Source organism: Acidimicrobiia bacterium (assembly GCA_040881685.1).
GTDB lineage: Bacteria > Actinomycetota > Acidimicrobiia > IMCC26256 > PALSA-555 > SHVJ01.
The window spans coordinates 260,372-278,102 of the sequence record JBBECS010000036.1; the positions used below are offsets into that span (position 1 = coordinate 260,372).

The 17,731-nt window shown below is 68.9% G+C and carries 20 protein-coding genes; 19 read left to right on the top strand and 1 reads right to left on the bottom strand.

Going from position 1 to position 17,731, the window contains the following annotated elements:
* From WEE69_09580 to WEE69_09620, 9 genes are all read left to right on the top strand, one after another.
* On the top strand, nt 1–590 hold a 590-nt coding region (locus WEE69_09580), incomplete at its 5' end, for a shikimate kinase (GenBank protein ID MEX1145544.1).
* On the top strand, nt 578–1,654 hold the full coding sequence (aroB, locus tag WEE69_09585; protein MEX1145545.1) for a 3-dehydroquinate synthase: 1,077 nt from the start codon (nt 578–580) through the stop codon (nt 1,652–1,654). The genes WEE69_09580 and aroB, both read left to right, overlap by 13 nt.
* A 4-nt stretch (nt 1,655–1,658) precedes the next feature.
* Nucleotides 1,659–2,102, top strand: a complete 444-nt coding sequence (locus WEE69_09590; GenBank protein MEX1145546.1) for a type II 3-dehydroquinate dehydratase — start codon at nt 1,659–1,661, stop codon at nt 2,100–2,102.
* On the top strand, nt 2,099–3,202 hold the full coding sequence (locus tag WEE69_09595) for an aminopeptidase P family protein (protein ID MEX1145547.1): 1,104 nt from the start codon (nt 2,099–2,101) through the stop codon (nt 3,200–3,202). The genes WEE69_09590 and WEE69_09595 overlap by 4 nt, the downstream gene beginning before the upstream one ends.
* Before the next feature lie 18 nt (nt 3,203–3,220).
* The gene (gene efp / locus WEE69_09600) at nt 3,221–3,781 is read left to right on the top strand and encodes an elongation factor P (protein MEX1145548.1); all 561 of its coding nucleotides are present in this window, start codon (nt 3,221–3,223) and stop codon (nt 3,779–3,781) included.
* Between the two features lie 15 nt (nt 3,782–3,796).
* Entirely contained in the window at nt 3,797–4,186 is a 390-nt protein-coding gene (gene nusB, locus WEE69_09605; protein MEX1145549.1) for a transcription antitermination factor NusB, read from the top strand.
* Nucleotides 4,187–4,191: 5 nt separating this feature from the next.
* Complete coding sequence (gene clpS / locus WEE69_09610; protein ID MEX1145550.1) at nt 4,192–4,491, top strand: ATP-dependent Clp protease adapter ClpS; 300 nt, start codon at nt 4,192–4,194, stop codon at nt 4,489–4,491.
* Nucleotides 4,488–5,003 carry a DUF2017 family protein gene (locus tag WEE69_09615; GenBank protein ID MEX1145551.1) on the top strand — a complete coding sequence of 172 codons (516 nt, stop codon included), beginning with the start codon at nt 4,488–4,490 and terminating at the stop codon, nt 5,001–5,003. Before clpS ends, WEE69_09615 begins: the two co-directional genes overlap by 4 nt.
* A gap of 35 nt (nt 5,004–5,038) precedes the next feature.
* Nucleotides 5,039–5,929, top strand: coding sequence for an SDR family oxidoreductase (locus WEE69_09620; GenBank protein MEX1145552.1), 891 nt, complete (start codon nt 5,039–5,041; stop codon nt 5,927–5,929).
* Between the two features lie 71 nt (nt 5,930–6,000).
* On the opposite strand, the gene WEE69_09625 is transcribed toward WEE69_09620, so the two are convergent.
* The gene (locus tag WEE69_09625) at nt 6,001–7,179 is read right to left on the bottom strand and encodes a hypothetical protein (protein ID MEX1145553.1); all 1,179 of its coding nucleotides are present in this window, start codon (nt 7,177–7,179) and stop codon (nt 6,001–6,003) included.
* 274 nt (nt 7,180–7,453) lie between these two features.
* Here WEE69_09625 and pyrR point away from each other — a divergent pair, with 274 nt between their 5' ends.
* The 10 genes from pyrR (at nt 7,454) to rpoZ (ending at nt 17,717) form a co-directional block, all read left to right on the top strand.
* Nucleotides 7,454–8,071: a bifunctional pyr operon transcriptional regulator/uracil phosphoribosyltransferase PyrR gene (gene pyrR / locus WEE69_09630; protein ID MEX1145554.1), complete on the top strand. Its 618-nt coding sequence runs from the start codon at nt 7,454–7,456 to the stop codon at nt 8,069–8,071.
* Complete coding sequence (locus WEE69_09635) at nt 8,068–8,991, top strand: aspartate carbamoyltransferase catalytic subunit (GenBank protein MEX1145555.1); 924 nt, start codon at nt 8,068–8,070, stop codon at nt 8,989–8,991. The genes pyrR and WEE69_09635 overlap by 4 nt, the downstream gene beginning before the upstream one ends.
* Nucleotides 8,984–10,282, top strand: a complete 1,299-nt coding sequence (locus WEE69_09640; GenBank protein MEX1145556.1) for a dihydroorotase — start codon at nt 8,984–8,986, stop codon at nt 10,280–10,282. Before WEE69_09635 ends, WEE69_09640 begins: the two co-directional genes overlap by 8 nt.
* Nucleotides 10,279–11,364, top strand: coding sequence for a glutamine-hydrolyzing carbamoyl-phosphate synthase small subunit (gene carA / locus WEE69_09645; GenBank protein MEX1145557.1), 1,086 nt, complete (start codon nt 10,279–10,281; stop codon nt 11,362–11,364). Before WEE69_09640 ends, carA begins: the two co-directional genes overlap by 4 nt.
* A 2-nt stretch (nt 11,365–11,366) precedes the next feature.
* Nucleotides 11,367–14,669 carry a carbamoyl-phosphate synthase large subunit gene (gene carB, locus WEE69_09650; GenBank protein MEX1145558.1) on the top strand — a complete coding sequence of 1,101 codons (3,303 nt, stop codon included), beginning with the start codon at nt 11,367–11,369 and terminating at the stop codon, nt 14,667–14,669.
* A 2-nt stretch (nt 14,670–14,671) separates the two neighbouring features.
* Complete coding sequence (locus WEE69_09655) at nt 14,672–15,616, top strand: dihydroorotate dehydrogenase (protein MEX1145559.1); 945 nt, start codon at nt 14,672–14,674, stop codon at nt 15,614–15,616.
* Nucleotides 15,613–16,299, top strand: a complete 687-nt coding sequence (pyrF, locus tag WEE69_09660) for an orotidine-5'-phosphate decarboxylase (GenBank protein MEX1145560.1) — start codon at nt 15,613–15,615, stop codon at nt 16,297–16,299. The genes WEE69_09655 and pyrF overlap by 4 nt, the downstream gene beginning before the upstream one ends.
* 107 nt (nt 16,300–16,406) lie before the next feature.
* Nucleotides 16,407–16,721, top strand: coding sequence for an integration host factor, actinobacterial type (gene mihF / locus WEE69_09665; GenBank protein MEX1145561.1), 315 nt, complete (start codon nt 16,407–16,409; stop codon nt 16,719–16,721).
* A gap of 28 nt (nt 16,722–16,749) precedes the next feature.
* Nucleotides 16,750–17,319, top strand: a complete 570-nt coding sequence (gmk, locus tag WEE69_09670; protein MEX1145562.1) for a guanylate kinase — start codon at nt 16,750–16,752, stop codon at nt 17,317–17,319.
* A gap of 92 nt (nt 17,320–17,411) precedes the next feature.
* Nucleotides 17,412–17,717 carry a DNA-directed RNA polymerase subunit omega gene (gene rpoZ / locus WEE69_09675; GenBank protein MEX1145563.1) on the top strand — a complete coding sequence of 102 codons (306 nt, stop codon included), beginning with the start codon at nt 17,412–17,414 and terminating at the stop codon, nt 17,715–17,717.
* Nucleotides 17,718–17,731: the final 14 nt, after the last annotated feature.

A 17,731-nucleotide genomic window follows, 5' to 3' on the forward strand; every position in this document is an offset into this window, starting at 1 on the left:
AGCGGAGCCTTGGCCGGATGGCCGGGAAGGCGGAGCGAAGTCGACCCGAGGAGATGAGCGAGGGAGCCCCACGCCATCTCGTGCTGATCGGCCTCATGGGCGCGGGCAAGACAACCGTCGGTGAAGCGTGTGCCGCTCGCCTCGGTCGACCGTTCGTCGACACCGATCAGCTCGTCGAGGCGCAGACCGGTCGGACGGTCGCCGAGATCTTCACGTCCGGTGGTGAGGCCACGTTCCGCGCCCTCGAGAAGCAAGCCGTTGCCGACGCGTGCGCATCACCGCAGCCGCTCGTGATCTCGTGCGGCGGCGGTGCGGTGCTCGACCCGGAAGGCCGGAAGGTGATGTGCGCGTCGGGCATCGTTGTTTGGCTGCGAGCCGCGCCGTCGGTGCTGGCCGCGCGCGTCGCCGACCATCTGCCGGACCGGCCGCTACTACCCGAGACTGGTGCCCAGAAGGAGCTCGAGCGCTTGGCCGAGCTCCGTGCTCCGGCCTATGAAGGGGCCGCGCACGTCACCGTCGACACCGACGGACACAACATCGAGAAGACCGTTGACGCGGTCTTGGCCGAGGTCGCGCGATGCACCGCGTGACGGTCGCGGTGGAGCCGCCGTACGACGTGACGGTCGGGGAGCATGCGCTCTCGGCACTGGACGCGGTCCTTGCGGGTCGACGCAAGGTGCAGGTCGTCACCCAACCGCGCGTTTGGAGTGCGTGCGCCAGCCGGATCAGCGAACTGGTCAAGACCCCTCTCGAGCTCGTCGTTCACATCGATGACGGTGAGGACGCAAAGGCGCTCGGCACGATCGAGTTCCTGTGCCGGGCGTTCGCGACGGCGGGACTGCACCGCGGCGACGTGGTCGTCGCATTCGGTGGAGGAGTGGTCGGCGACACGGCGGGGTTCGCCGCCGCGGTGTACCACAGAGGTGTCGACGTCGTGCAGGTGCCGACCACGCTCCTGGCCCAGGTGGATGCCGCGATCGGCGGCAAGACCGCCGTGAACCTCCCCGAAGGCAAGAACCTTGTTGGCCGATTCCACCAACCGATCGCGGTGATCGCCGACACCGCGACGCTCTGCTCGTTGCCTGACGCGGAGTATCGATCGGGACTGGGCGAGGTGGCGAAGTACGCCTTGATGCCCGAAGGCGACGGGGTTGCGGCGATCCTCGAAACGCAGACCGATCTCGTGCTGCAGCGTGATGCAAAGGTGTTGAGCGAGCTGGTCGCGGCGTGCGTGGCGATCAAGGCTCAGATCGTGGCCGCCGACCCCGAAGAGCGCACGGGCGTACGGGCGACGCTCAACCTCGGCCACACGCTCGCACACGCGCTCGAGACCACCTCGGGGCACGCGCTTGCGCACGGTGAGGCCGTCGCGATCGGGCTGGTGTTCGCTGTCAACCTCGCAGCGCTGCTCGAGCGGGTGGGCAACGATGCGGCAGAACGAGTCACAACCTTGCTTGCAGCGTTGGGCCTGCCGACGGCCGTCCCGAGTCCGGCGCCGTCGGCCGACGATCTCGTGACGATCATGAAGCGTGACAAGAAAGCACAAGGTGGTCTCACGTTCGTGCTGCCGACAGCAGACGGTCTCAGTGTCGTGGAGGATCCCCCGATGCGGGTGATCGACGAGGCCCTGCGCAGCGTCGGTGTGGGAACCTGAGGACCTGATGGCCACGATCCTGCTGTTGTCCGGCCCGAACCTGAATCTGTTCGGCGAGCGCGAGCCCGAGATCTACGGAACCGACACTCTCGACGACATGGTCGCCGACGCGCGAGCGGTCGCGGAGGCGCACGGCCACGAACTGGAACATGTGCAGTCCAACCACGAGGGTGGGCTGATCGAGGCGATCCACGGTGCGCGAGGACGCTGCGCCGCACTCGTGATCAATGCGGGTGCGCTCACGCACTCGTCGTTCGCGCTCGCGGATGCCCTCGAGACCTTCGACGGCGTCAAAGTCGAGCTCCATGTGTCGAACCCCGCGTCGCGTGAGGAGTGGCGTCGAACGTCGGTGGTGGCGCCGTACGTGACCGCGACGGTGAGCGGCTTCGGGCGCGCGGGCTACCGATTGGCTGTCGAGGGCGCGATCGGCCGCCTCGAAGCGTCATGAAGGGCGCCCTGCCCGCGTTGGATGTCGGAGCGCGCCTCGGGCGGCTGCGGGCGCGCTTCGCCGAGCCGGCGATCGATGCGGTCCTCGTGACGCGCCTGCCGAATGTCGCCTACCTCACGGGCTTCACCGGATCCGCCGGGATGCTCTTGGTCACGCCCGACGACGCGATCCTCATCACCGACGGCCGGTACGCGCAACAGTCCAAAGAGCAGCTTGGCGCGGCCGGAGCGCCGGCCCGGGCCGAGATCGCGACCACGCAGGCGGCTCAGCGCGAGCTCCTGTCGACGCTTGTCGCCGGTCGTGCTCGCCTCGGCCTCGAGGCCGACGGCGTCTCGTGGTCGCAGCAACGCACGTTCGCTGACTGGTTCGCTGGCACCGAGCTCGTCCCGACCGAACGCATGGTCGAAGACCTGCGCGCCGTGAAAGAGCCGGGCGAAGTCGCCCGCATCAGGGCCGCATGTGCGATCGCCGACGACGCGCTGGCCGAGGTCCTCCCCACGCTGCACGAAGGCCCGACCGAGCGCGAGTTCGCTCTCACGCTGGAGTGGGCGATGCGCTCGCGGGGTGCGAGCCGTACGAGCTTCGAGACGATCGTGGCGTCGGGCCCCAATGGCTCGAAGCCGCACTCCCGACCCACCGATCGGACGATCGGAGCCGGTGAGCTGATCGTGATCGATTTCGGCTGCGTCGTCGATGGGTATTGCTCCGACATGACCCGCACCGTCAGCGTCGGCGACCCCGGCGTCGAAGCCCGACGCGTCTGGGACGTCGTCGCAGCAAGCCAGCGTGCCGGTCGTGACGCGGTGCGCGCCGGCGTGAGCTGCGCTGACGTCGATCGCGCGAGCCGCGCCGTCATCGAAGACGCGGGATGGGGCGACACATTTGCGCACGGGACGGGGCACGGCGTCGGACTCGAGATCCACGAGGCACCGCGAGTGTCAGCAACCGCGGATGCTACGTTGGAGACGGGCCACGTCGTCACCGTTGAGCCCGGCGTCTACCTTCCCGGCGTCGGTGGCGTGCGGATCGAAGACACCGTGGTCGTGACGTCCGACGGCGCCGAAGCACTCACCGAGTTCCCCAAGTCCCTCGTCATCTGATTCGAGCAGCGGTTCGCCTTGAGCATCTCTACGAACGACCTGAAGAACGGCATGGCGCTCAACCTCCCCGAGGGCCTCATGACCGTCGTCGAGTTCCAGCATGTGAAGCCGGGCAAGGGTGGCGCGTTCGTGCGCACCAAGCTCAAGAACTTCCGCACCGGTGCGGTGCTCGAGCGCACGTTCCGAGCCGACGAAAAGGTCCCGCTCGCGATGATCGACAAGCGCGCGATGCAATATCTGTATCGCGAAGGCCCGGCCCTGGTGTTCATGGACTCCGAGACGTATGAGCAGCTCCACGTGCAAGCCGAGCAGCTCGGGAGCGCCGTCGACTTCGTGAAGGAAGGCGACACGGTGGTCCTGCCCGTCTACGACTCGGCCGTGGTCGGCGTCGAGCTCCCCGCCGCCGTGGAGCTCGTCGTCTCCGACACCGAGCCCGGGATCCAGGGTGATCGGGTGTCGGGCGCGCGCAAGCCGGCGACGTTGGAGACTGGGCTCGTGGTTCAGGTGCCGCTCTTCGTGGAGCCCGGTGACTCGGTGAAGGTCGACACGCGCACGGGTGAGTACCTAGCCCGCGTTTGAGGCGGGTACGCGACGATGGCGACCCGGCGCGAGGCCCGAGAACGAGCCCTGAGCCTCTGCTACGAGTTGGAGACGCGCGGTCTGACCGCCGACGAGCTGCTCAGCGAGCTCACGGTAGCCCCGGATCCGTACGCAGAGCTGCTCGTTCGCGGTGTCGACGAGCACCGTGAGGAGATCGACGCGCTGCTGCGCAAGCTCTCGGAGCATTGGGCGCTCGAGCGCATGCCCGCAGTTGATCGCGCGCTGCTGCGCATCGGGAGCTACGAGCTCGGGTGGGAGCCGGACCTGCCGCTTGCCGTCGTGATCGACGAAGCCGTCGAGCTCGCCAGCCAGTACTCCACCAAGGACTCGGGCCGGTTCGTGAATGCGCTGCTGGCCAGGATCGCCTCGGAGCTGCGCGCGTGACGTCCATCCCGACCGAGACCGCGCCGACCGAGACGGTCGGGGAGCCCGAGCTCGACGATGTCACGACCACCGATCGGCCGTGGCTCGTGATCGTCTGGAACGACCCCGTCAACTTGATGTCGTACGTCGTGTACGTGTTCCAGAAGCTCTTCGGCTACTCACGCGAGAAGGCCACCCGCCTGATGATGCAGGTTCACCATGAAGGCAAGGCGGTCGTGTCCGATGGCAACCGCGAGAAGGCGGAGGCCGATGTGGCCCGGCTCCACGGATACGGCCTCTGGGCAACGATGGAACACCCGTCGTGAGCCCAGCCTTCGAACGGACGCCGGACGGCTTCGAGCTCACGCTCCGCACGGAGGAACGAGACCTCCTGCGCTCGTTGCCGGACGAGCTTCGCGCCCTCTACGAGCTGGGGCCCGACGAGTCCGACCCGGTCCGTGGCCGGCTGTTCCCGCGCGCGTACCTCGACCCGACCGCCGAGGACGCGGAGCGTGAGTGGCGCGACCTCGTGCATCCGGAGCTCGTGCGCGATCGCATGGATGCGCTCGACCGCTTGCTCGCGAGCCTCGACGCTGCCCCCGCGGCAGAGCACGGCACGGTTGTGGTGCCGCTCGACGGCGATGCGGTCCGCGCGCTCTTGTCGGTCCTCAACGACGCCCGGCTGGCGCTCGGCACGCAGCTCGGCGTGACCGAAGACACCGACTACGACGAGCTCGACTCGTCCGATTCCCGAGCGCCGGGGTTGACTGCCTACGCCTGGCTCACGTACGTCGAAGGTGAGCTCATCGAGACGTTGCTGGGGGACCTGCCCGGCTAGTTTCCTCGGTCCGACGGTGCTCCGGGGAGGAACACGTGGGACATCTCGACGGCAAGACGATTGCGATCACCGGTGCGGGCCGCGGCATCGGGCGAGCGGTCGCATTGGCCTGTGCCCACGCCGGAGCCAACGTGGTCGTGAACGACTTCGGTGTGAGCATCGACGGTAACGACCCCGATAGCGAGATCGCCAACGCGGTGGTTGCTGAGATCGAGGCTGCCGATGGGTCAGGCGTCGCAGTGGCGGACAGCGTCACCACCATGGCCGGCGGCGAGCGGATCGTGCGCACCGCAGTGGACAGGTACGGATCGATCGACGGCGTCGTGTGCGTGGCCGGCATCCTGCGCGAGCGGATGCTCTTCAACATGGCCGAAGAGGAGTGGGACCCGGTCATCGAGACGCACCTCAAGGGCACGTTCACCGTGTTCCGCGCGGCCGCTCCGATCATGCGTGAGCAGAAGTCGGGCACGATGATCGGCTTCACGTCGGGCGCCTTCGCAGGCAGCGTCGCCCAGGCCAACTACAGCGCCGCCAAGGGCGGCATCGTCTCGCTTGTCCGCAGCGCGGCCGTCGGCATGTACAAGTACGGTGTCACGGCGAACTGCATCGCACCGGTCGCCCGCAGTCGCATGTCGGTGAACGTGCCCGGCGAGCTGACGATGGGGGAGCCGGAAGACGTGGCGCCGATGGTCGTGTTCCTGCTCGGCGATTCGGCCCGGCACGTCACCGGTCAGGTGTACACGGCCAACGACGGGATTATCGCGGTCTGGAACCAGCCCACCGAGGTGCGCGAGATGCGCAAGGAGGGTCGCTGGACTCCCGACGAGATCGCCACGCGCTTCGACGAGGTCGGTCAGGAGCGCATGGGCATGATCGACCGCCTCGACGCTATGGCCAAGGCCGCGGCCGAGAAGAAAGCCGACTGACCGCTGACGCGACTGATTTGGTCGCGCCGGACGTTGTGGCGACGCTCAGGCCTGGTCTCGAACGCGGCGTGTTACGCCGCGTTGGTATGGGGTGGGGCACGAAGAGACCAGGTGCCGTCTTCGTGTTCGACGACTTCGTAGCCCTTGTGAGTGATGAGATCATGGTGGTCGGGGCAGACGCCGCCGATCACCTCGTAGGTCGTGAGCCGATTGTCGGCGAAGCCGAGCGTGTGATGGCGCTCGATCGCCCGGGAGTGGTCACAGTCCCTGATCTTGCAGACGCCGCCGTCGCGCGCGTCGACGGCGATCTTCAAAGCCTTGGGCACGTGACGCGTCGTGGAGACAACGGTCTGGACATCGACACCGTCGGAGATCACGAGCTCCAACAAGCCGTGCTGGAGCACTTTACGGGCGTGCGCGACCGGCACTGGTCCGACACCCGGGATCTCGCAGACTTCGCCAGACAGCGTGCAACCGTCGAGGAGTGACTGCAGACCGACGTTGACCCGCACGACCGGTTCGGATCGCTTCGGCGAAGCTTCTGGTGCGGTGCCGCTGGCGAGTGCGATGAGCGCGTCGAAGCGATATGCGGCCTGCGATTCGCGCTGGTCGCTCGTTCGGGCTGCCTCGAAACGCACCCGGGTCAGCGGCTCGAGGGCGGCGAGCAGATCGGCCACGTGTTCGGTCGGCCCCGAGAAGGAACCGTGAGTGGCCATGCCCTGGGTCCAGGTGCTCAGGTGCCGTTCGTCGTGGGCGATCTTGCGAAGGCGGTGCTCGTCGGACGCGGCCACGACGACCCGCTCCTTGGTGGCGCGCAGCTCCCGGAAGCCACGTTTGGCGGCGGACAGCATGCGGGTCTCGGACTCGGGGGCAAAGGCGGCAGCGGCGGTCACTTGCGCGGCCTGCGCCAGCGAGAGCTCGCCAGCGCGGAGCTTCTCAGCGGTCGCCGGCAGATCCGCGAGCCGCTCGGCGGTTGTGAGGACCTCGCGGGCCGCGTGCTCCGACGTGCCGATCACGTTGGCGAACCACTGCTCGGGTGTCGCCGCGTGGGAGACGCGTCGCCACGCACCCGTGGTGACCGCACGCTGGGCGAAGAGCATCGCGGCGGTTTCGGCCAGCTTCTTGAGCTCAGCAGCCCCCTGCGCGCATGTGGCCGCGTCTGCGCCCGAGTACGTGTCTGGATCGACACCCGCGAGGTACTCGCGCAGCTCGCCGGTGATGCGCGCCAACGTGTTCATGACGTGCAGCATGGCAGGGGGGTGTGACAGTCACGCCGGTCGTCAAGCAGAAATCTCGAAGAACTTCGAGAAATGTTTGGTGGAGAAGGTGCGCGTGAGCAAACACGCGCGAGCGCGCGCTCGCAGAGATGTCACTCCGGAGTCATGGCTCCACCGTTGGCTGAACCGCCGCCGACGGCGCCAGCTGCGGTGACGCACTCGGCCTTGGTGGGTGCTTGACGGCCCGCTACAATGAGCCAGACCGTGAAGGGAGTCCTGTGAGGCTTCCACGGACTGGAGATGGATGATGGCCGACGCCTCGGGCGCCGCCCACCAACAGGACGCTGTGGCCGCCCCTGGGGGCGGCCGTTTCGCGTTCCGGGCGAACGTCTTCTCAGCCGACGATCTGCGGCGGGCCCACACCCGCATCGCCCACGAGATCGTGGAGCGCAACCACGGGGCCGACGACCTCGTGCTCATCGGGTTGTACACGCGCGGCGTCGCCGTCGCCCACCGCCTGGCCGAAGCGATCACCTCGTTCGAGGGGGTCGAGGTGCCGGTCGGCGCGATGGACGTGGCCTTCTACCGCGACGACATCGCCCTTCGCCCTGTCCAGCCGCTGGGACCCACGGAGGTGCCGGTCGACGTCAACGACCGGACCGTGGTGATCGTCGACGACGTGCTCTTCACCGGCCGCACGGTCCGCGCCGCGCTCGACGCGCTCACCGAGCTCGGCCGACCGCGGGCGGTGCAGCTGGCCGTGCTCGTGGACCGCGGTCACCGCGAGCTGCCGATCCGCGCTGATTACGTCGGAAAGAACCTGCCCACGAAGATCGCGGAAGACGTGCGGGTGCGGTTGGTCGAGGTCGACGGGGAGTCGGCCGACGGACCCGACGACGGCATCGATCTCTGGGGACCCGAATGAAAAACCTCCTGTCGATCGCCGACCTCGAGCGCGACGAGCTCGAGACGCTCCTCACGCTGTCCGAGGACTTCCTCCACGTGACCGAGCGCGAGATCCCAAAAGTGCCCGCGCTGCGCGGCAAGGTCGTCGTGTCGCTCTTCTACGAGGACTCAACCCGCACGCGGATCTCGTTCGAGACCGCGGCGAAGCGGCTGTCGTGCGACGTCATGAGCTTCAGCGTCGGGTCGTCGTCGGTGAACAAGGGGGAGGGACTGCGCGACACCGTCCAGACGATCGCCGCGATGGGCATCGACGCGGTGGTGGTGCGTCACTCCGCCGCGGGCGCCCCGGCGCGGGTGGCGAGCTGGATCGACGCCAGCATCATCAACGCGGGCGACGGCAGCCACGAGCACCCGACCCAAGCGCTCCTCGACCTCCTCACGCTTCGACGCTCGCGTGGCCCCGACCTCGCTGGCCTGCGGGTCGGCATCGTGGGCGACATCGTGAACTCGCGTGTCGCGAGGAGCCTCGTGCTCGGCCTGGACGCGGTCGGCGCTCGAACAACGCTCGTCGCGCCACCCACGCTGCTGCCACCGGTGCTGGAGGGCTGGCCGGCCGAGGTGACGCACGACCTCGACGAGCTCCTCCCCGAGCTCGACGTGCTCTATCTGCTCCGCATCCAGCGCGAGCGCAAGAGCGCGGCACGCCTGCCATCTCAGCGCGAGTACACGATGCGCTGGGGCCTCACCGTCGAGCGTGCCGCGCGCCTGAAGCCCGACACCTTGGTCATGCACCCCGGTCCGATGAACCGCGGCGTCGAGATCGCCGCCGAAGTGGCCGAGGGGCCGGCGTCGCTCATCACCGAGCAGGTCACGAACGGGGTCGCCGTGCGAATGGCGGTGCTCTACACGCTCCTGGGCTCGGGAGCACAAGTTGCCTGAGCTCAACGAGAGCGTGGTCATCAAGAACGGGAGCGTGATCGACGCGACCGGCGAGCGGGCGGCGGACGTGCTCGTCGCGGACGGCCGGGTCGTCGAGGTCGGTCCGGGCCTGAAGGGCGACCGCGAGCTGGACGCGTCCGGCTGCGTCGTCGTTCCGGGCTTGGTGGACCTGCATGTTCATCTTCGAGAGCCGGGCGGTGAGGACGCCGAGACGATCGACACGGGCGCGCGAGCGGCCGCGCTCGGTGGGTTCACCGCCATCGTTGCCATGCCCAACACCGAGCCGCCGCATGACGAGCCGAGTGTCGTCGCCTCGGTGCTCGCGGCGGGCGCGCGGTCGTCGTGTGACGTGCACGCCGCGGGCTGCATCACCGAAGGACGCGAGGGCGCAGCGCTCGCGCCTCTGGGCGAGCTGCACGCGCTCGGCGTACGCATCTTCACCGACGACGGATCGTGCGTCGAGCAGGCGGGCGTCATGCGGCGCGCGCTGGAGTACGCGCGCTCACTCCCAAACGCGGTCATCGCGCAGCACGCCGAAGACCCGTCGCTCGCAGACGGCGGCCACATGCACGAGGGTGAGTGGTCGAGCCGGCTGGGGATCGCGGGGCGCCCCGCGGTTGCGGAGTCGGCGATCGTCGCGCGCGACTGCATCCTCGCTGAGCTGACCGGCGGGCGAGTGCACTTCCTGCACCTCTCCACCGCCGCCGCGGTGGACATGGTGCGCGACGCTAAGGCCCGCGGCCTCGCGGTGACCGCGGAGGCAGCCCCGCACCACTTCAGCCTCACCGACGCGGCCTGCGCGTCCTTCGATCCCGCGTTCAAGGTGCACCCGCCCCTGCGCAGCGAAGCAGACGTCGCGGCGGTGAAGCAAGGGCTTGCCGACGGCACGATCGACGCGATCGCCACGGACCACGCACCGCATGCTGTCGAGACCAAGGAGCGGCCCTTCGAGGAGGCGCCGCCAGGGATGCTCGGACTCGAGACGGCACTCGCCCTCACGATCACCGAACTGGTCGACCCCGGTGTCCTCTCGCTGAGCGAAGCACTCGCGCTGTTGTCCTGGCGTCCGGCCGCGATCGCCGGGCTCGCGGAGCACGGCCAGCCGATTGCGCCCGGCGCGCCGGCGAACCTGTGCGTCATCGACCCCACGATCACGTGGGACGTCGATCCGACGCGGCTGGCGAGCAAGGCGCGCAACACGCCCTTCGGGGGACGGACGCTCACCGGTCGCGTGCGTCACACGGTCCTGCGGGGCACTCCGGTCGTGGTGGACGGCGAGGCCTGTCGGTGAGCGGCACTGAAGCGCTGCTCGTGCTGCGCGACGGCACGACGTTCGAGGGCATGGCGATCGGTGCGGTGCCGACGGGCGGGGTGGCCACGGGTGAGGTTGTCTTCAACACGGCCCTCTCGGGCTACCAGGAGATCCTCTCCGATCCTTCCTACGCGGGTCAGATGATCGTGTTCACCTACCCGCACATCGGTAACTACGGCGTCAACGACCATGACCTCGAGAGCCGACGGCCGTTCTGTCGTGGGGTGATCGTGCGGGACCTCGCGCGGCGGGCAAGCAGCTGGCGGGCGACCGGCGATCTGGCGACCTTCCTCGAGCGTCACGGCGTCCCCGGCATCACGGGGATCGACACCCGGCGACTCACCCGTCACTTGCGCGAGGTCGGAGCGATGCCCGGTGCGATCGGCACCGACGAAGCGCTGGTGCGCGCCGCGGCGAGCGGGGCCGAGGGAACCGACGGGATCGACCTGGTGGCGGAGGTCACCACCCCCGATGCGTACTCCGTTGGCGATCCCGATTCACCGTTCTCGGTGGTCGCGTACGACTTCGGCATCAAGTCCACGATCCTGCGCCGCTTGGACGCCGCCGGATGCCGGGTCGAGGTCGTCCCCGCGAGCACGTCAGCCGCCGATGTGCTCGCGCGGTCCCCTGACGGAGTGTTCCTGTCAAATGGACCTGGTGATCCGGCCGCCGTGCGCGGCGCCGCGGAGCACGTGGCCGCGCTGCTCGGGGCGGTGCCCGTGTTCGGCATCTGCCTCGGGCACCAGATCCTCGGGCGCGCACTCGGCGCCACGACCACGAAGCTGCGGTTCGGCCACCACGGCGCCAACCATCCGGTTCGCAACGAGTCGACAGGGCGCGTCGAGATCACGAGTCAGAACCACAACTACGTCGTCCAGGCCGACACCGTTCCCGGAGGGGCCGACGTCACCCACGTCAACCTCAACGACGGAACCGTCGAAGGGCTACGCGTGCGTGGCGTTCCCGCGTTCAGCGTGCAGCACCATCCCGAGGCTGGTCCCGGCCCGCACGACGCGGCGTATCTCTTCGCAGAGTTCACCGATCTCATGACGGTCATGTAGTCGTGCCGCGCCGCAACGACATCGACTCGGTGCTCATCATCGGCAGCGGGCCGATCGTGATCGGCCAGGCGTGCGAGTTCGATTACTCGGGCACGCAGGCCTGCCGGGTGCTTCAGCGCGAAGGGTTTCGAGTCGTGCTCGTGAACTCGAACCCGGCCACGATCATGACCGACCCCGAGTTCGCGGATGCCACCTACGTCGAACCCCTCGACGTCGAGACGCTGACGCGCATCATCGAACGGGAGCGACCCGACGCGTTGCTCCCCACGATTGGCGGACAGACGGCACTGAACCTCGCCATCGCGCTGCACGACGGAGGAGTGCTCGAGCGGTACGACGTCGAGCTCATCGGAGCGGGCGTCGAGGCGATCCACACTGCCGAAGACCGGTCTCGGTTCAAGGTCGCCATGGAGGAGATCGGGCTCACGGTGCCAGTGTCGGGGTTCGCGTACTCCGTCGCGGAGGCGCTCGACGTCGCGCGTTCGGTCGGGTACCCGGTCGTGGTGCGCCCGTCGTTCATTCTCGGGGGCGGTGGCACCGGCATCGCGGGCGACGAGCGCGAGCTCGCTGAAGCCGCCGAGCGGGGACTCGCCGCGAGCCCGGCCACGGAGATCCTCGTGGAGCAGTCGGTGCTGGGGTGGAAGGAGTACGAGCTCGAGGTCATGCGTGACAACGCAGACAACGTCGTGGTCATCTGCTCGATCGAGAACCTGGATCCGATGGGCGTGCACACCGGCGACTCGATCACCGTGGCCCCCGCGCAGACGCTCAGTGACGTCGAATACCAGGCCATGCGCGACGCCGCGTTCGCGTGCATCCGCCGCATCGGCGTCGACACCGGCGGTTCGAACATCCAGTTCGCCGTCCATCCGCAGACCGGCGAGATGGTCGTCATCGAGATGAACCCGCGCGTGTCGCGTTCGAGCGCCCTCGCGAGCAAGGCCACCGGCTTCCCCATCGCCAAGATCGCGGCCGCGTTGGCCGTTGGGTACCGCCTCGACGAGATTCGCAATGACATCACCCGCGAGACGCCCGCGTCCTTCGAGCCCACGATCGATTACGTGGTCACGAAGGTCCCGCGGTGGGCCTTCGAGAAGCTCCCCGGGGCGTCTCCGGTGCTCGGGACCCAGATGCAGTCGGTGGGCGAGGTGATGGCGATCGGCCGCACGTTCCCGGAATCGCTGCAGAAGGCACTCCGGAGCCTCGAGACCGGTCGCTTCGGGCTGAACTGCGACCCGGCCGAGGTGGTGGCCGATCGGGCCGATGTCGACGAGCTCGTTCGGGTTGCGGCCACGGCCACCCCTGATCGGATCTTTCTCGTCGAGGCCGCGCTACGCCGCGGCGCCACGGTCGAGCGCTTGCACGAAGCCACTTCCATCGACCCCTGGTTCCTGGACCAGATGCTCGCCATCACCGAGGAGCGCGCCGCTCTGGCGTCGAGCAGCGCCGAGAGCCTGAGCCGGGCCGATTGGCGAAGGGTGACGGGTCTCGGCTTCGCCGACGACCAGCTCGCATACCTCTGGGACACGAGCTCGGATCGGGTCCGCGACGCCCGGCTCGCGGCGGGGGTCGCCGCCACGTTCAAGACGGTTGACACTTGTGCGGCCGAGTTCTCGGCACGTACGCCGTATCACTACGCGACACACGAGGATGAGGACGAGGTTGCCGCGGTCACACGCGACGCGGTCGTGATCCTCGGCAGCGGACCCAACCGCATCGGGCAAGGTGTGGAGTTCGACTACTGCTGCGTGCACGCGGCGTTCGCGCTGTCCGAGGCCGGCTACGAGACCGTCATGATCAACTGCAATCCGGAGACGGTCTCCACCGACTACGACACGAGCGATCGCCTCTTCTTCGAGCCGCTCACGGTCGAAGCAGTCAGGGACATCTGCGATGCGCTTCGTCGTGACGGACCCCGACTGGCCGGCGTGATTGTCTCGCTCGGCGGCCAGACGCCACTGAAGCTCGCACACGCGCTCGAAGCCGTCGGCATCCCGGTGCTCGGAACCAGTCCAGCGTCGATCGACGTCGCGGAGGACCGTGAGCGGTTCAATGCGCTGTGTGCGTCACTCGCCATCCCGCAGCCCGACGGTGGCGTCGCCGCGACTCCGGGCGAGGCGCGCTCCGTCGCCGAGCGCGTCGGCTATCCCGTTCTCGTGCGGCCGTCGTACGTGCTGGGCGGTCGCGCGATGCAGATCGTCTACGACGTCGAAGGGCTTGACGCCGCGATGGCGGAGCTCGCCAGCGAGGGAAGCCTCGGGCGCGAGGGCGGCCTCTCGGCCGAGCGCCCCGCACTCATCGACCGTTTCCTCGAGGACGCGATCGAGGTCGATGTGGACGCGATCCGGGACCACACCGGTGAGGTGCTCGTGGGCGGGGTCATGGAGCACATCGAGGAAGCCGGGGTGCATTCCGGCGACTCGGCCTGTGCCATCCCGCCTCCGACGCTCCCTGGGGACGTCATCGCGACGATCGAGCGCCAGACGCACGCCCTCGCCGACGCGCTCGAGGTGTGTGGACTCCTGAACGTGCAGTTCGCGGTGAAGGACGGCCGTGTGCACGTCATCGAGGCGAACCCGCGCGCGAGTCGGACGGTGCCGTTCGTGAGCAAGGCGACCGGCGTGCTGCTGGCGAAGGTTGCCGCGCGGGTGATGACCGGTACCACGCTCGCCGCATTGCGAGACGAAGGTCTGCTCTGCCCGCCTGCCGCGGGCGGACACGTCGCGGTGAAGGAGGCGGTGCTCCCGTTCGCGCGCTTCCCCGAGGTCGACACCGTCCTCGGTCCCGAGATGCGCTCGACCGGCGAGGTGATGGGGGTGGACCGCTCGTTCGGCCTCGCGTTCGTCAAGAGTCAGGCCGCGGCCGGCAACGCGCTTCCGATGAGCGGGACGGTCTTCCTCTCGCTGGCCGATCGCGACAAGCGCGCTGGCCTGGGGGCCGCGCGGCGGCTCGCTGAGCTCGGCTTCGCGCTCGCGGCCACCACCGGGACCGCGGCCGCGCTCCAGGCCGAAGGGTTGCCCGTGGCGCTCGTCGTCGCCAAGGTGGGGGAGAGCGGCATCGACGCAGTCGACCTCATCTCGTCGGGGCGCATCGATCTTGTGGTGAACACGCCGCGTGGCAGCGGGCCGCGCGCCGACGGCAACCACATCCGCCGGGCCGCGACCCGGCATCGCGTGCCGTGCATCACCACGGTCGCGGCCGCGCTCGCTGCGGCCGCAGGGATCGCGGAATGGGTCAGCAGCGAGCCGACGGTGCGGCCGTTGCAGGAGTACCACCGGGACGGTCAGCTCCCGCTGGGGGTGTGATCATGCCTGCCCGCACCGACGACCTGGACACGCGCGTTCGGCTCGGTGGGCTCGAGCTGATCAACCCGATCGTCACCGCGTCGGGAACCTTCGGGCACGGTGCCGAGGTCGCGACGCTCTGCGATCCCACGCGGCTCGGTGCAGTGACCGCCAAGTCGCAAGCCCCGTTCGCATGGCGCGGGAACAGTGCGCCCCGGCTGCACGCGTCGGCGTGCGGCATGGTCAATGCCGTCGGATTGCAGGGCCACGGGGTGGAGCACTGGATCGCGCACGACCTCCCGGCACTTCGCGACCTCGGCGCCAGCGTGATCGCATCGGTATGGGGCCACGCGGTCGTTGACTTCGCACACGCCGCCGAGTTGCTCTCGTCGGTGCAGGATGAACTCGTTGCCCTGGAGATCAACCTGAGCTGTCCCAACCTGGATCACGGCGACGCGATGTTCGCCCACGACGCGGCCGCGACGGGTGAAGTGGTGAGCGCGGTCGCCGGCATCGGCCTCGAGCTACCCGTGTTCGCCAAGCTCTCGCCCGGCGTGGCCGATCTGCCGCGCATCGCAGGCGCGGCGTTGGATGCCGGCGCCGCTGGTCTGACGCTCGTGAACACGGTGCGTGCGCTCCTCGTCGACGCGGAGCTCCGACGTCCTGTGCTCGGGAGCCCTGGCGGTGGCCTGTCCGGCGCCGCGATCAAGCCCATCGCCCTGCGCGCAGTCCATGACGTGACCCGCGCCCATCCTGGTGTTGCTGTGATCGGCACCGGCGGCGTCTCGACCGGTGTCGATGCCGTGGAGATGCTGCTGGCCGGGGCCACGGCGGTCGGCGTCGGCACCGCGACGTTCGCCGATCCCCGTGCGGCGCTCAGGATCCTCGCCGAGCTCGAGCGCTGGTGTGCCGAACACGGGGTGCGCCGGATCGCAGACCTCATCGGCGCCTTGGGGGTGGAGTCGTGACCGACGCTCGAGGCCGACTCGTGCTCGCCCTCGACGTGGGCGATCTCACCGAGGCCCTGCGCGTCGCAACGCTGGTCAAGCCGTGGTTCGCCACCGCGAAGGTCGGCTACGAGCTGTATGCAGAGGCGGGCCCAAGTGCATTCGACGCACTCCAAGGACTCGGACTGCAGGTGTTCGCCGACCTCAAGCTCCACGACATCCCGAACACGGTGGCTCGAGGAGCTCGGGTCCTCGGTCGGCATGGCGTCAGGTTCTTGAACTTCCACGCGTCGGGCGGGGTCGCGATGCTGAAGGCCGGCGTCGACGCGTTCAAGGAAGGCGGCCGAGAGGGCGGCCACGACGCTCTCGTCGCGCTCGGCGTGACGGTACTCACCAGCGAGGCGAACGCCGATGCGTTCGACGAGCGCTTGCGTTGGTCGAGCGAAGCGGGCTGTGACGGCGTCGTCTGCGCGGCCGACGAAGTACGCATCGCACACGCCGCGAAGCTGCGAACAATGGTCCCAGGGATCCGGTTGCCGGGCCAGGACACCGACGATCAAGCGCGGCCGTCCACCCCCGAGCGTGCCATCGCTGACGGGGCGGACTGGCTCGTGATCGGGCGAGCCGTCACACGCGCGGACGATCCTTCAAAGGCTGCCGAGACCGTCCATGCGCTCGTGGAGCGAGCCTCGCTGTCGCAGTGACGGCCTGATCGGTTGTCGCCAGCAGCCGATATGCTCGCCGCCCGGTGCGCAGTACCCGCGCACCGAGCCGTTTTCGCGACGCCAGGATCGACACCAGGAGGTCGCCGATGCCGCTCCCGCCCGCGCTGACTCCGGAACAGCGCCTTGCCGCGCTCGAGAAGGCCGCGGCGGCGCGCCGTCAACGTGCCGAGGTTAAGGAGAAGCTCAAGGCAGGTGGTCTCACGCTGGAGCAGTTGTTCGTCCAGGGCGACGGCAACGAGACGATTGCCAAGCTCAAGGTGGTGAGCGTGCTCGAGTCGATGCCGGGAGTCGGCAAGGTCAAGGCGCGGCGGCTCATGCAAGAGCTCGACATCAGCGAGAGTCGGCGGTTGCGCGGGTTGGGCGACAACCAGCGCCGCAAGCTGCTCGATCGCTTCGCCTGATCCCCGTCGCCTGCGTCCGGTCGCGCCCGTGAGCGTGCTCCTCGTGATCGCCGGCCCGTCCGGTGTCGGCAAGGGGACGATCGTGCGGAGCCTTCTCGAGCGCGAGCTGCGGCTCTGGTTCTCCGTCTCCGCGACCGACCGCCCTCGCCGGCCGGGGGAGGTCGACGGTCGGGACTACGACTTCATCTCGAGGGAGGAGTTCGAGCGAATCCGCGACGCGGGCGGCTTCCTCGAGTGGTTCGAGGTGTTCGGCGATCTCAAGGGCACACCGCGCGGACCGGTGGAAGCCCATCTCGCCTCTGGTGACGACGTGCTGATCGAAGTGGACGTCCAGGGGGCCCTCGCCATCCGGGCCGCATTTCCCGAGGCGCTGCTGGTGTTCATCAAACCTCCCTCACGCGAGGTGCTCCGCCGTCGGCTCCACGACCGAGACCCCGCAGCCGACACCGAAGAGCTCGAGCGGCGCCTGGCGGAGGCCGACGCGGAGGAGTCCGCGGCGTCGAGCTTCGACAAGATCGTCGTCAACGACGACCTGGATCGTGCGGTCAACGAGATCGACGCGCTCATGGAGGCCAAACGCGAGGGCCGAGTGCCATGACGGCTTTGTGGGCATTGGCTGCTACCCTGGTAGGCCGCTGAGCCCGGCGTCCCCGCCCGGCTCGTTCCCCCGAGAATCACGGGAGTCTCGCAATGCCCGATCGCCGCGCGTCGCTCATGGAGCCGCGAATGGAGCACCTGCTCGAGCGGGTGGACTCGAAGTTCACGCTCGTGACGCTGGCCGCCATGCGAGCACGCGAGATCAACGACTACTACAACCAGCTCGGCGAGGGCCTCGGCAAGATCGTGCCGCCGCAGGTCACCTCGGTGTCGCGCAAGCCGCTGACGATCTCGCTCGAGGAGATCGAGGCCGGCAAGATCGAGTCGGCGCCGCTGCCCGAGGAGCCCGAGGCTTCCGAGGGTGAGGCGGCCGACGCCGACGAGCCCGCGGCGGAGTAGCCACCGCCCGGGTC

Bases quoted from the DNA above. Each gene is read 5' to 3' on its own strand.
- aroB (MEX1145545.1), top strand. From the start codon at position 578: ATGCACCGCGTGACGGTCGCGGTGGAGCCGCCGTACGACGTGACGGTC.
- WEE69_09595 (MEX1145547.1), top strand. From the start codon at position 2,099: ATGAAGGGCGCCCTGCCCGCGTTGGATGTCGGAGCGCGCCTCGGGCGG.
- nusB (MEX1145549.1), top strand. From the start codon at position 3,797: ATGGCGACCCGGCGCGAGGCCCGAGAACGAGCCCTGAGCCTCTGCTAC.
- WEE69_09625 (MEX1145553.1), bottom strand. From the start codon at position 7,179: ATGCTGCACGTCATGAACACGTTGGCGCGCATCACCGGCGAGCTGCGC.
- pyrR (MEX1145554.1), top strand. From the start codon at position 7,454: ATGGCCGACGCCTCGGGCGCCGCCCACCAACAGGACGCTGTGGCCGCC.
- WEE69_09635 (MEX1145555.1), top strand. From the start codon at position 8,068: ATGAAAAACCTCCTGTCGATCGCCGACCTCGAGCGCGACGAGCTCGAG.
- WEE69_09655 (MEX1145559.1), top strand. From the start codon at position 14,672: ATGCCTGCCCGCACCGACGACCTGGACACGCGCGTTCGGCTCGGTGGG.
- mihF (MEX1145561.1), top strand. From the start codon at position 16,407: ATGCCGCTCCCGCCCGCGCTGACTCCGGAACAGCGCCTTGCCGCGCTC.
- rpoZ (MEX1145563.1), top strand. From the start codon at position 17,412: ATGCCCGATCGCCGCGCGTCGCTCATGGAGCCGCGAATGGAGCACCTG.